General features: G+C 71.0%; 13 protein-coding genes. 11 read left to right on the forward strand and 2 right to left on the reverse strand.

Translation table 11 applies throughout. The annotated features are described in order from the left end of the window. Positions 1-129: 129 nt before the first annotated feature. From CCN37_RS04760 to CCN37_RS04775, 4 genes are all read left to right on the forward strand, one after another. A complete protein-coding gene (locus CCN37_RS04760) occupies positions 130-1341 on the forward strand; it encodes a benzoate/H(+) symporter BenE family transporter (RefSeq protein WP_086819417.1) in 1212 nt (403 codons plus the stop codon). A 131-nt stretch (positions 1342-1472) separates the two neighbouring features. Next, positions 1473-1724 (forward strand): hypothetical protein, encoded by a 252-nt coding sequence (locus CCN37_RS04765; RefSeq protein WP_086819418.1) that lies wholly within the window; start codon positions 1473-1475, stop codon positions 1722-1724. A gap of 83 nt (positions 1725-1807) precedes the next feature. Next, positions 1808-2485 carry a hypothetical protein gene (locus CCN37_RS04770; RefSeq protein ID WP_143261433.1) on the forward strand — a complete coding sequence of 226 codons (678 nt, stop codon included), beginning with the start codon at positions 1808-1810 and terminating at the stop codon, positions 2483-2485. Further along, positions 2482-2901 (forward strand): hypothetical protein, encoded by a 420-nt coding sequence (locus tag CCN37_RS04775; RefSeq protein ID WP_086819420.1) that lies wholly within the window; start codon positions 2482-2484, stop codon positions 2899-2901. Before CCN37_RS04770 ends, CCN37_RS04775 begins: the two co-directional genes overlap by 4 nt. A 33-nt stretch (positions 2902-2934) precedes the next feature. On the opposite strand, the gene CCN37_RS04780 is transcribed toward CCN37_RS04775, so the two are convergent. Next, on the reverse strand, positions 2935-4371 hold the full coding sequence (locus CCN37_RS04780) for a helix-turn-helix domain-containing protein (RefSeq protein WP_086819421.1): 1437 nt from the start codon (positions 4369-4371) through the stop codon (positions 2935-2937). A gap of 107 nt (positions 4372-4478) precedes the next feature. Between CCN37_RS04780 and CCN37_RS04785 the strand changes: the two genes are divergently transcribed. Genes CCN37_RS04785 through CCN37_RS04800 form a run of 4 tightly spaced genes read left to right on the forward strand, consistent with a single transcriptional unit; the run spans position 4479 to position 8137 of the window. Next, positions 4479-6002 (forward strand): aldehyde dehydrogenase family protein, encoded by a 1524-nt coding sequence (locus CCN37_RS04785; protein WP_086819422.1) that lies wholly within the window; start codon positions 4479-4481, stop codon positions 6000-6002. Then, complete coding sequence (locus tag CCN37_RS04790; RefSeq protein WP_086819423.1) at positions 6002-6382, forward strand: DUF779 domain-containing protein; 381 nt, start codon at positions 6002-6004, stop codon at positions 6380-6382. Before CCN37_RS04785 ends, CCN37_RS04790 begins: the two co-directional genes overlap by 1 nt. A gap of 58 nt (positions 6383-6440) precedes the next feature. Beyond that, a complete protein-coding gene (locus tag CCN37_RS04795; protein WP_086819424.1) occupies positions 6441-7529 on the forward strand; it encodes an S-(hydroxymethyl)mycothiol dehydrogenase in 1089 nt (362 codons plus the stop codon). Then, positions 7529-8137 carry an MBL fold metallo-hydrolase gene (locus tag CCN37_RS04800; RefSeq protein WP_371503597.1) on the forward strand — a complete coding sequence of 203 codons (609 nt, stop codon included), beginning with the start codon at positions 7529-7531 and terminating at the stop codon, positions 8135-8137. Before CCN37_RS04795 ends, CCN37_RS04800 begins: the two co-directional genes overlap by 1 nt. A 36-nt stretch (positions 8138-8173) precedes the next feature. Here CCN37_RS04800 and CCN37_RS04805 read toward each other — a convergent pair whose 3' ends face one another. Then, on the reverse strand, positions 8174-9376 hold the full coding sequence (locus CCN37_RS04805) for a hypothetical protein (protein WP_210407870.1): 1203 nt from the start codon (positions 9374-9376) through the stop codon (positions 8174-8176). A gap of 60 nt (positions 9377-9436) precedes the next feature. Between CCN37_RS04805 and CCN37_RS42270 the strand changes: the two genes are divergently transcribed. The 3 genes from CCN37_RS42270 to CCN37_RS04820 all read left to right on the forward strand — a co-directional run. Beyond that, positions 9437-10321, forward strand: a complete 885-nt coding sequence (locus CCN37_RS42270; RefSeq protein WP_086819428.1) for an MSMEG_6728 family protein — start codon at positions 9437-9439, stop codon at positions 10319-10321. 32 nt (positions 10322-10353) lie between these two features. Further along, positions 10354-11403 carry an NAD-dependent epimerase/dehydratase family protein gene (locus tag CCN37_RS04815; RefSeq protein ID WP_086819426.1) on the forward strand — a complete coding sequence of 350 codons (1050 nt, stop codon included), beginning with the start codon at positions 10354-10356 and terminating at the stop codon, positions 11401-11403. Beyond that, positions 11400-11927: NAD(P)/FAD-dependent oxidoreductase (locus CCN37_RS04820; protein WP_143261434.1), on the forward strand; the 528-nt coding region annotated here is incomplete at its 3' end. The genes CCN37_RS04815 and CCN37_RS04820, both read left to right, overlap by 4 nt.

The raw sequence follows: 11927 nt of genomic DNA on the forward strand, positions 1-11927 counted from the left end.
GAGCACCTCGCGCCTTCGCGCGGAAGGCTGTTCGCCGTCGCCGTGCCGAACTCCGGCTCGAACGCAGGTCAGAGGGTGTGCGGGCGGTCACTCTCGACTGTGGGCGGGGTCGCTGAATAGGGTCTTCCGATGCCCGAGAAAGTCCTTGCCGCACAACGGACAGACCGCCGGTCGTTCTTCGCCGACGCCTCGTTGTCGTCCTTCGTCGCCGCGCTGATCGCCGTCGTGGTGTCCTACTCAGGACCCATGGTGATCGTGCTGACCGCGGCCCAGGCGGGCAAGCTCACCCCGGCGCAGACCACCTCGTGGCTGTGGGCGATCTCCATCGGCAGCGGGCTCACCTGCCTCGTGCTCAGTCTGTGGACCAAGGTCCCGGTGATCACCGCGTGGTCCACGCCCGGCGCCGCGCTGCTCGTCACCAGCATGGGCTCCTACTCCTACGCCTCCGCCATCGGCGCGTTCCTGGTCTCCGCGCTCGCGATCACCCTCGTCGGGTTCTCCGGCGTCTTCGGCAAGCTCATGGCGCTTGTGCCCGACGCTCTGGTCTCGGCGATGCTCGCGGGCATCCTGTTCTCCTTCGGCGTCGAGGCCTTCCGCGCGCTCGGCCATGGCCCGCTCGTCGCGGCGGCCGTGCTCGTCGGCTACGTGCTCGCCAAGCGCTTCAGCGCCCGCTACGCCGTCCCGGTCGCCCTGCTGCTCGGCGTGCTCACCGCGGCGGTCAGCGGCGGCCTGAACTTCCGCGGCGTGGCACTGGAGTTCGCCAGTCCACTGTGGACGACCCCGGTCTTCGACGTCGCGGCGATCATCGGCGTCGGCGTGCCGCTGTTCGCGGTCACCATGGCCTCGCAGAACGCCCCCGGCCTCGCCGTGCTCCAGGCCAGCGGCTACCGGCCCGCCGACCGCCCGCTCGTCGGCGGCACCGGCCTCGCCTCGCTCGCGCTCGCCCCGTTCGGCTGCCACGCCGTCAACCTCGCCGCGATCACCGCCGCCATCTGCACCGGGCCCGAGGCCCACCCCGACCCGCGGCGGCGCTACCCCGCGGGGGTGTTCTGCGGCCTGCTCTACCTCGCCGTCGGCACCTTCGGCGGCGCGCTCATCGGCGTCTTCACCGGCCTGCCCGGGGAACTCGTCGCCGCCATCGCCGGTGTCGCCCTGCTCGGCGCCTTCGTCTCCGGTCTCAGCGGCGCGATGTCCAGCCCCCGCGACCGCGAGCCCGCCGCCGTCACCTTCCTCGTCACCGCCTCCGGCCTGTCCCTGTTCGGCATCGGTTCCGCGTTCTGGGGCCTGGTGTTCGGGCTGTTGGCCCACGTCGTGCTCAGCGTGCGGCGCAAGACTCCGTAGTTCTGGGGAGTTTCGGGGAGTTTTCCCTTTCGCCCCAACGGATGCAGGCATGTGCCGGTGTCTGGATACCTCGCCGCGTTTGCATTAGCTATGGTCGGATCTCGCGGTTGTCCTCGGGGTGGGAGGCTGGAATGAGCGGCTACGACCAGGCACTGCAGAACCTCTCCGCCGCCCGTGACGCGGTGCCGGGCGCGCTCGTCCAGGAAGTGCTCGCCGCGCTGCGCGATGTCGCCCGGCACCTCGCCGACGCGGGTGTCACGCGCTACGACGGCCTGCTCAGCCAGGCCGACTCCGACGGGGGCACCGCGCTGAGCGCCTGCGAGGAGATCGCCAGGGGCCTCGACGACGACATCGCCAGGACCCACCAGCTCATGAGTGGCTGAGAGTTAGGCCGTTCGGGTGTCGGTTTGCCTTGGTGGCAACAGGCTTGTCTCTGCGATTGTGCACGGCGATCCAGGGGGTGGGCATGAATTCCTACGCCGAGGTGGCGGACGCGCTGACCGCCGCGCGCGGTGCGCTGCCGGACTCCGCGGCCGACCGGGCCCGTGAGGCGGCCAGGTCCGTCGTCGTGCTGCTGGCCGAGGCGGGCTCGCGCGCGCACGCCGCGCTCGTGGCAGCGGTCGACGACCGGCTGTCCTCCGTGCTTGACGTGTGCGCTGAGCTGCGGTGCGGCCTTGAGGGCGATCTCGCCGAGGTCGAGGAGTTGCGCAACCCGCAGTGGCGCGCGACCGCGCTCGAACGGAAGTGGATCGCCGAGCGCGACAAGCCGCCGATCCCCGTCTTCGGCCGACGCGTCGGTCCCCAGGTCAAGGAACCGTTCGCCGCGCGGACGCTGTGGGTGAACAAGCACAGGGAAACCGCTGACGGTCATTACTGCACCAACAAGGAGAAGCAGGCCCTGCACCTCGCCAGCAGCGAGATGAAGCACAAGAGCCGCTTCCTGCCGGAACTCGACGTCAACCGCATCACCCTCGACGCGGCGCAACGGGCCGACGAGGCCGGGCTCTGGAACGGGGTGAAGGCCGTCGTCGAGTTCGACTCCGTGGTCGGTGTCAGCGGGAAGACGGGGCGGCCCACCACCGTCGTGAACGTGTACCGGCGCGAGGCGAAGACCATCCACGCGTGTCCAGGGAGCCCGAAATGATCGATCTCGACCCGTCGTTGTCCCAGTGGCGCGACGCCCGCCCGTGGGAACGACCGATCTACGGCTGGGGCGAGGCGAGCGCCTACGCCGCGTCCACGGCCGTCGCCCAGCGGTGGAACCTGATCAACCAGTGGGAGCCCGGCGACGAGGAGTGGATCATGCTCAGCGACGGCAACGACTACCGCTCGATGTGCTCGCTGTTCTTCCCGCTCTTCCTCGCCGTGCCCACCGTGGCGGCGAGCATTTCGTCCTTGGTCGCCGATCCCGTGGTGGTCGTGCCGATCACCGGCTTCGAGGTCGAGGACCTCCGCTGCTCTCCCGACCTGCTGCGGGCGACCGTGCTGCGCTACGGCTGGAACCACGACTTCGACCCGGAGGCCTTCTGCGCGTCCGACCTCTTCGTCGAGAGCGTCTGACCGGCGTCGCTCACTCGGTGACCGGCTGCCACGTCACAGCAGCGCGCGGAGGCGGGTGAGGACGCAGGCGTGGCGCGGGTCGGCGGGGGACAGCACGCGCGCCAGCACCTCGTGCACCTCGAGGTCGTCGGCGCCGTGGGGCTGCTGAGCGAAGTCCCACAACACATCCGGCTGCCCGCAGTGCAGTGCGGCGGAGCGGACGGCGGCGTGCAGTTCCTCGCGCTCGGCCCGCACGAGGGGAGCTTCGGAGCGGGGGAGCAGCGGACCGCGATACGTCCGCACAGCGAGCGCGGCGTCACCGGAGCGCACGGCGGACCGCACGCGGAGGAAGTCGGCGTCGACGGCGGCGAGCAGGCGATAGGGCTTGCGCCCCAACACGATCCCGAGCTGGGCGCGCAGCCGGTGCACCTCGGCGCGGACGGTCACGGCGTTGCCGTCCTCGCCGTGGGTGGCGAGTGCGAGCGCCTCGCCGCTGAGGCCACCGGGGCGAAGTGCCAGTGCGGCAAGGATTTCGGCGTGGCGCAGGCTCAACGAGTGCTGGCGTCCGTTGAGGGAGACAACGGGATCTTCCAGCAGCGACAACGACAGGAGCGGACCGGAGGAGGACGTCGGCACGCGCAGCAGGTAGCCCTCGCGCAGCGGCTCCAACAGCCCGGTGCGCCCGTCGGTGAAGCGGATCTCCGGGCCGGAGACGTCCACCCGCGTCGGTAAGCCGCTGATGCCGGAGACGAGCACGCGGCCGGTCGGGGTGAGCAGCGCTCCGGGCTCGCCGCGCAAACCCAGCAGGTGCGGCATGTTCCGTTCGCGCAGAAGCTCTTCGCGCGCGGTCAGCGAAGCGTGCAGCTGCGCTTCGGCGAGCTTCGCCGCGGCATCGACGAGCGCGGCCACGGCGGGGTGCGCGGTGTGCACGGGACCGCTGACGTCGACGACGCCGAGCACGGCGCCGGTGTCGGGATCGCGCACGGGGCTGGCCGCGCAGGTCCACGAGTGGTAGCTGCGCACGAGGTGTTCACCGGAGTGGATGCGCACCGAACGGCCGAGCGCGAGCGCGGTGCCCATCGCGTTGGTGCCGATGACGTCCTCCGACCACCGCGTGCCCTCGGCGAGCGCGGCGCGTTCGGCGGCGTGCCGGACGGCGTTGTCCCCTTCGCACCACAGGATGTGGCCCGCCGCGTCGGTGACGATCATGATCTGCCCGGCCTCCTCGGCGAGCCCGCGCAGCGTCGCGCGCAGTGCGGGCAGCGTCGAGGCGAGCGGGTGCGCGGCGCGCAGCTCGGAGACCTCGCGCTGGGCGTAGACCGTCGGCGCCTCGGTGCGGTCGGGGTCCACGTGGGCGTCGAGGGAACGCCGCCACGACTCCGCGATCACCGTGCGGGGAGCCTGGGGCGCGCGGCTCCCACCGAGCACCGCCTCGTGCACGCGGACCAGAACCCGGGCGCTCTCCAACGGATCTGCGGGCGGGGTGGCCATCTCCTCGATGATTGACCGCCGGAGACGCCCCGCGCAAGTGCAACGCGGGTGCAACGTTGCCCTTCGTAACCTGCGCGCCACTCACCCGATGACGTGGGAGGCAGCAGATGACGACCTACGCCGCTCCAGGTTCCGAAGGCAGCGTCGTGTCCTACCGCTCGCGGTACGACCACTTCATCGGCGGCGAGTACGTGCCGCCCGCGAAGGGCCAGTACTTCGAGAACCCCAGCCCGGTCACCGGCGAGGTGTTCACCGAGATCGCCAGGGGCACCGCCGAGGACGTGGACCGCGCGCTGGACGCCGCGCACGGAGCCGCCGCGAGCTGGGGCCGGGCCTCGCTGGCTGAGCGCTCCGGCGTGCTGCTCAAGATCGCCGACCGGATCGAGCAGAATCTGGAGAAGCTCGCGGTCGCGGAGAGCTGGGAGAACGGCAAGCCCGTCCGCGAGACCCTTGCCGCCGACCTGCCGCTGGCCGTGGACCACTGGCGCTACTTCGCCGGAGTCCTGCGCGCGCAGGAGGGCGGGATCTCGCAGATCGACGCCGACACCGTCGCCTACCACTTCCAGGAGCCGCTCGGCGTGGTCGGCCAGATCATCCCGTGGAACTTCCCGTTGCTGATGGCCACGTGGAAGCTCGCCCCGGCGCTGGCGGCGGGCAACGCGGTGGTGCTCAAGCCCGCCGAGCAGACCCCGGCCTCGATCCACGTGCTGCTGGAGCTGATCGCGGACCTGCTCCCGGCCGGGGTGCTCAACGTGGTCAACGGGTTCGGCGTCGAGGCGGGCAAACCGCTCGCCTCCAGCAGCCGCATCGCGAAGATCGCCTTCACCGGGGAGACCACCACCGGGCGGCTGATCATGCAGTACGCCAGCGAGAACATCATCCCGGTCACCCTGGAGCTGGGCGGCAAGAGCCCCAACCTGTTCTTCGCCGACGTCGCCGACGCGCAGGACGCCTTCTACGACAAGGCACTCGAGGGCTTCGCGATGTTCGCGCTGAACCAGGGCGAGGTTTGCACCTGCCCGTCGCGCGCGCTGATCCAGAGCTCCATCTACGACCGGTTCCTCGGCGACGCGGTGGAGCGGACGAAGAAGATCAAGCAGGGCAACCCGTTGGACACCGACACCATGGTCGGCGCGCAGGCCAGCAACGACCAGCTGGAGAAGATCCTGTCCTACATCGACATCGGCAGGCAGGAGGGCGCGAAGGTCGCCACCGGCGGTGAGCGCGCCGATCTCGGCGGGGCGCTGTCGGGCGGGTACTACGTGCAGCCGACGATCTTCGAGGGCGACAACAAGATGCGGATCTTCCAGGAGGAGATCTTCGGCCCGGTCGTCTCGGTGACCCGCTTCGACGACTTCGACGACGCGATCAAGACCGCCAACGACACGCTCTACGGCCTCGGCGCGGGCGTGTGGTCGCGCGACACCAACACCGCGTACCGGGCAGGGCGCGCGATCCAGGCCGGGCGCGTGTGGACCAACTGCTACCACGCCTATCCCGCGCACGCGGCCTTCGGCGGCTACAAGCAGTCCGGGATCGGGCGCGAGAACCACCGCGCGATGCTGGAGCACTACCAGCAGACGAAGAACCTGCTGGTGAGCTACTCCGAGTCCGCGCAGGGCTTCTTCTGATGACCGTCGCCCGGGTCGCGGTGACCCCGGAGGCGGCGGAGCTGATCCGCCGCCTCCGGGCCGGCCACGGCGCGCTGATGTTCCACCAGTCCGGCGGGTGCTGCGACGGCAGCGCCCCCATGTGCTACCTCGCGGGGGAGTTCCGCACCGGCGGCTCGGACGTGCACCTCGCTGACCTGGAGGTCGACGGGGTGCCCGAGGCGGTGCCGTTCTGGATGTCGGCCGCGCAGTTCGAGTACTGGCGGCACACCCACCTCACCGTGGACGTGGTGCCCGGCCGGGGCAGCGGGTTCTCCCTGGAGGCTCCCGAGGGCGTGCGCTTCCTGATCCGCTCGCGGCTGTTCACCGACGCGGAGCTCGCCGAACTCGACGGGCGGTGACCCCGGGGCTACGGTCGTCGGAGATCCACATGCGTCGAGACGAATCTGGAGGCCGGTCGTGGCACAACAGGTCAGGGGCGTCATCGCCAAGGGGCGTGGTGAGCCGGTCACGGTGGAGACGATCGTCGTCCCCGATCCGGGCCCCGGCGAGGCGGTGGTGAAGGTCCAGGCGTGCGGGGTCTGCCACACCGACCTGCACTACCGCGAGGGCGGGATCAACGACGAGTTCCCGTTCCTGCTCGGGCACGAGGCCGCGGGCGTCGTGGAGTCCGTCGGCGAGGGCGTGAGCGGGCTCGAACCCGGCGACTTCGTGGTGCTGAACTGGCGCGCGGTGTGCGGTGACTGCCGGGCTTGCAAGCGCGGGCGCCCGTGGTACTGCTTCAGCACGCACAACGCCGCGCAGCCGATGACGCTGCTGGACGGCACGAAGCTCAGCCCGGCGCTGGGCATCGGCGCGTTCGCCGAGAAGACGCTTGTCCACAGTGGACAGTGCACGAAGGTCGACCCCGACGCGCGGGCGGCGGCGGTCGGCCTGCTCGGCTGCGGGGTGATGGCGGGCATCGGCGCGGCGATCAACACCGGCGGCGTCGGCAGGGGCGACTCGGTCGCGGTGATCGGTTGCGGCGGGGTCGGCGACGGCGCGGTGGCCGGGGCCAGGCTCGCGGGCGCCGCGAAGATCATCGCCGTGGACACCGACGCCAGGAAGCTGGAGTGGGCGCGTGGTTTCGGCGCCACGCACACCGTCGACGCGCGCTCGGTCGACGACGTGGTGACCGCGATCCAGGAGCTGACCGACGGCAACGGCGCGGACGTGGTGATCGACGCGGTCGGCCGCCCGGAGACGTGGAAGCAGGCCTTCTACGCCCGCGACCTCGCCGGGACGGTGGTCCTGGTCGGAGTGCCGACGCCGGACATGCGGATCGACATGCCGCTGATCGACTTCTTCAGCCGGGGCGGGGCACTGAAGTCCAGTTGGTACGGCGACTGCCTGCCGACGCGGGACTTCCCGATGCTGGTCGACCTCTACCGGCAGGGCCGCCTGGACCTGGATGCCTTCGTCACCGAGGAGATCGCGCTCGAGGACGTGGAGGCCGCGTTCGGGAAGATGCACCACGGTGACGTCCTCCGCTCGGTGGTGATCTTCTGATGGTTCGAGTCGATCACGCGATCACGTCCGGGACGTTCTCGTTGGACGGCGAGACCTTCGACGTGGACAACAACGTCTGGGTGCTCGGCGATGACTCCGAGTGCGTCGTCTTCGACGCCCCGCACGACGTCGCCGCGATCCTGGAGGTGATCGGCGGCCGGACGGTCAAGGCGATCATCGCGACGCACGCGCACGACGACCACGTGCGCTTCGCGCCGCAGCTGGCCGAGGCCACCGGGGCGCCGATCCTGTTGCACCCGGCCGACCTCGTGCTGTGGGAGCTGACGCACCCCGACGTGCGCCCCGGTGGGGAGCTGGCCGACGGGCAGGTGATCGAGGTCGCCGGGACCGAGGTGCACGTGCTGCACACGCCGGGCCACGCGCCCGGGGCGTGCTGCTTCCACGTGCCGGAGCTCGGCGTGGTGTTCACCGGCGACACCCTGTTCCAGGGCGGACCCGGTGCCACTGGGCGCTCGTACTCCGACCACGGCACGATCGTGGACTCGATCACCAAGCGGTTGCTGGAGCTGCCGCCGGAGACGGTGGTGCACACCGGCCACGGCGACAGCACCACGATCGGGGCCGAAGCCCCCGGCATTCGCGGCTAGGACGTGTCCCGCGAGGTGCCGATGGCGCCTCGCGGGCTAGTCCTGCCAGTAGAACAGCAGGCTGTCGACGGTGAGCGCCGCGCGGGCGCCGAAGTAGTAGACGTGCAGACCGGTGACCTTGGCCGCGCCGTGGAACTCGATCCACCGGAATCCCGCGTCCGCCAAGGCAGAGCGGGCCTCGTCGTCGCCCGTGGCGAAGCGCCCGAGCGTGCTGATCCACACCTCGCGCTCGGAGTCGCCGAGGAAGATCACGTGGTAGGTGTCGTCCCCGCTGCCGTGGTGCTCACCCGCCCGGATCGGTGGGTTCGGCGCCAGGCCCGCGTCGGAGAGCGCGGACACGGCGCGGCGGAGCTGGTCGTCGACGTCCGGACTGGCCGGGTGCTCCATGCACAGGTACTCCAACCGCCACCTCGGGTCGGTCTGGCGTTGGCACGTGGGCACGTAGTTGTGCACGATCGCCGCGCGGATCTCCTCGTCCAGGCCGTCGACCTCCACCCGCGGGCGTCCGAGCGCGTCGTAGATCGACTGGATCTCCGCCAGGTCACCGGTCTGCTCGTGCAGCGCGCAGGCGGCCCACACCTTCGCCTCGGTCGTCGGTGCTTCGGCGATGTACTCGCGCAGTCGTCGCGGCTCGAATTCCAGCTCGTGCGCGAAGTGCGCGACGGTGCGGTCAGGATCGGCGAGCGCGTCCGTCACGTCCTCGCCCGCGCGGAAGCGCATCCGCGCGTGGAAAAGCCGTTCCTGCGGCAGGTCATCGCCGACCTCGGCGAGCAGCACTTCGGCTCCGTGGCGCTCGATCAGCGCCTCCAGCCCTTCCAGCCCGATCAGTTGCCTGTGCGTCCACGGATCGGCGGCGAGCAGTACCAGTTCGTGCAGCGCGGTCCGATCACCGAGGCGACCGCGTGCTTTGAGGAAGGCCTCGGCCATGCCGTAGGACGTGTCGTGCTGCCGCTCCTCGCTCAGGAGCCAGGGCAGCAGCTCCTCCCGATCGGCGAGGACGTCCAGCAGCGCGCGGCGAACCTCCGCCGTCTCGCCCAGATCCTGCGCCCGGGCGATCAACGCCTCGACCCGCCGCCGCGGCACCCGCCCGTCCAACGCCTCAGCGCAGCGCCGACGCCGCCACCAGTCGTTCTCCGGGGCAGCGACATAGCGGGCCAGCAGATCGGCGTCGACCTCGCGCAAACCAGCAAGGTCGTGCGCGCCGCGCAGCGGAAGCAGCTCTTCGATGACCTCGTGCACTCCGCGACCTTACGGCCGCGTCCCGGCGTGATCCGCCTGTTTCTGGGTAAAGCACGCGGCATGCAAACGTTCCTACCGCACGTTGACTTCGCCGCGAGCGCCCGAGTGCTCGACGATCGGCGCCTCGGCAAACAACGCGCCGAGACCGTGCAGATCCTGCGCGCGCTGGTGTGGCCCGAGTACGGCTGGAAGCACCACCCGGCGGTCACGATGTGGCGGGGCTTCACGCGGGCGCTCGTCGCTTACGGCGTGCAGGTGTGTCGCGAGTGGACGGTGCGCGGGCACACCGACTCGACCGTGCACTCGTTGCTGGAGTTCACCGGCGGAGTGGTTCCTCACCAGCACGACCTGATCGCCGCGGGAGCCGTGCCGCCGTGGCTCGGTGATGAGGCGGTGCACCTGTCGCACCGATCCGCGTTGGTGCGCAAGAACCCCGAGCACTACCGCCGCTTCTTCCCCGACGTGCCGGACGACCTGCCCTACACCTGGCCCAGACCGGTGTTCCCGAGGTGGCCGGTGCGCGGGCACATGTCGGTGGAGGACGCGACCGAGCTGCTGGGCGTCGACCAGCTCACCGAGGCCGAGCGCGCGGCGGTCGAGGACCTCCGCCCCGAGCGTCGTGTCGAGCTGCACAGCAACCGCGCGAGACAGATCGGCCTGCTCGCGGGACTGTGCACCGAGGGCCGCACGCTGTGGTTGCTGCCGGGGGAACCGCTGGCGGTGGGCAGGGGCGAGCGACCAGAACTGTCCGCACGGGCGCGTCCGGGCACCGCTCGCCCCGCCGGGCCCCGCGAGGTCACCGCCACTCGGGACGAGTGGGCCAACGACCCCGAGTTCCTCTTCCACCGGGGCGCAGTCCCGGTCGGTGCGGACATCGGCCTGGTGGTGCTGGACGGCGTGGAGGACGCCCCGGACACGAAGACCCCCGTCCTCCGGCTGCGCTGATTAGCGGGCTGGCCGGCGGGAACTCCAAGGTCATGCGAATCGCCGTGACCGGCGCGAGTGGGAACGTCGGCACCGCCCTGCTCAGGCGCCTGCCGAAGGGGTGGAGCGTTGCCGCCATCGCTCGCAGGCGTCCTGACCAGGTCGAACCGTACGCGCGCGCCGACTGGGCCACGTGCGATGTCGGCACGGACGAGGCGGCGCTGCGCGAAGCGTTCTCCGGAGTCGACGCGGTGGTGCACCTGGCCTGGGCGATCCACCCGCGCACCGACGACCCCGAGATGCGGCGCACCAACATCGTCGGCACGCGGAACGTCCTCGCCGCCGCTCGCCACGCCGGAGTCCGGCACTTGGTGTTCGGCTCCTCCGTCGCTGCCTACGAGCCCGCCGACCGTTGGGCGGTGGTCGACGAGGACTGGCCGCTCGGCGGGATCGAGGGCAGCGCGTACAGCGAGCAGAAGGCCGTCGCCGAAGCCCTGGTCACGGATTCGGGCCTGCGCACCGCGTGCGTGCGCCCGGCCTCGGTGGTGCAGCGCGCCTCCGGAGCGGAGATGCGGCGTTGGCTGCTGAGTTCGTTGTTTCCGCTGTCACTGTTGAAAAAGCGGTGGCTGCCGTTGCCGTTGTGGCCGGGTTTCCGGCTCCAGCTCGTGCACGCCGACGACGTCGCGGCTGCTCTGGTGCAGATCGTGGACCGCCGTGCGACTGGCGCGTTCAACCTCGCGGCCGATCCGCTGCTCACGGCGAACGACATCGGCCGGGTGCTCGGTGGAATCCGCGTTCCGGTCCCCCTTTCGTCGCTGCGCGGGCTCGCGTGGACGGCGTGGCGGCTGGGCCTGCAACCGCTGCATCCGGGCTGGCTCGCATTGGCTGACCAGGCATGTTTGGTGCGCTGCGAGCGTGCGCGGGCCGAGCTGGACTGGCGCCCGGAGCACGACAGCGCCGACGCGCTCGCCGAAGTGATCGGCGGGATGGCGAGCGGAGCGGGCGAGCAGAGCCCACCGCTGAAACCTGATCAAGGCCCCGCGCGGCGGCTGCGCGATCTACGGTGGGGCAGGCCGACCCACCAGTCCCAAGGAGAAGCGTGACGCACCCAGGTGACACCGTCGACGCCGTGGTGATCGGCGCGGGCCCGAACGGACTGGTCGCGGCCAACCTGCTGGCCGACGCCGGGTGGAGCGTGGTGGTGCTCGAAGCCGCCGACGAGCCGGGCGGTTCGGTGCGCAGCGGCGAGGTCACCGCGCCGGGCTTCACGACCGATTTCTGCAGCGCCTTCTACCCGATGAGCGCGGTCTCGCCGTTCATGCTCGGCCTTGACCTGGAGCGGCACGGGCTGTCGTGGCGGCACGCCCCCGACGTCCTCGCGCACGTCCTGCCTGACGACCGCGTCGCAGTGCTGTCTCGCGACATCGAGCGCACGGCGGAGTCCGTCGCGCAGTTCGCCGAGCGCGACGGCGCGGCTTGGCGCGGGGAATTCCTTGCGTGGCAACACATTCGGGACGACCTCGTCGAAGCTCTCTTCCGGCCGTTCCCGCCGGTCCGAGCCGCCGCGCGAACCGGAGCGCGTCGCCGGAGCCCATCCGGCGGAACAGGCGCGCGGCGGCTCGGACCG

The organism is Allokutzneria sp. NRRL B-24872 (genome assembly GCF_002155965.1).
In the GTDB taxonomy this organism is placed as follows: domain Bacteria; phylum Actinomycetota; class Actinomycetes; order Mycobacteriales; family Pseudonocardiaceae; genus Allokutzneria.

What these genes read in the sequence shown, in the direction of transcription:
- CCN37_RS04765 (WP_086819418.1), top strand. Translation starts at nt 1,473, where the DNA reads ATGAGCGGCTACGACCAGGCACTGCAGAACCTCTCCGCCGCCCGTGAC.
- CCN37_RS04770 (WP_143261433.1), top strand. Translation starts at nt 1,808, where the DNA reads ATGAATTCCTACGCCGAGGTGGCGGACGCGCTGACCGCCGCGCGCGGT.
- CCN37_RS04785 (WP_086819422.1), top strand. Translation starts at nt 4,479, where the DNA reads ATGACGACCTACGCCGCTCCAGGTTCCGAAGGCAGCGTCGTGTCCTAC.
- CCN37_RS04790 (WP_086819423.1), top strand. Translation starts at nt 6,002, where the DNA reads ATGACCGTCGCCCGGGTCGCGGTGACCCCGGAGGCGGCGGAGCTGATC.
- CCN37_RS04800 (WP_371503597.1), top strand. Translation starts at nt 7,529, where the DNA reads ATGGTTCGAGTCGATCACGCGATCACGTCCGGGACGTTCTCGTTGGAC.
- CCN37_RS04775 (WP_086819420.1), top strand. Translation starts at nt 2,482, where the DNA reads ATGATCGATCTCGACCCGTCGTTGTCCCAGTGGCGCGACGCCCGCCCG.
- CCN37_RS04780 (WP_086819421.1), bottom strand. Translation starts at nt 4,371, where the DNA reads ATGGCCACCCCGCCCGCAGATCCGTTGGAGAGCGCCCGGGTTCTGGTC.
- CCN37_RS42270 (WP_086819428.1), top strand. Translation starts at nt 9,437, where the DNA reads ATGCAAACGTTCCTACCGCACGTTGACTTCGCCGCGAGCGCCCGAGTG.
- CCN37_RS04815 (WP_086819426.1), top strand. Translation starts at nt 10,354, where the DNA reads ATGCGAATCGCCGTGACCGGCGCGAGTGGGAACGTCGGCACCGCCCTG.
- CCN37_RS04760 (WP_086819417.1), top strand. Translation starts at nt 130, where the DNA reads ATGCCCGAGAAAGTCCTTGCCGCACAACGGACAGACCGCCGGTCGTTC.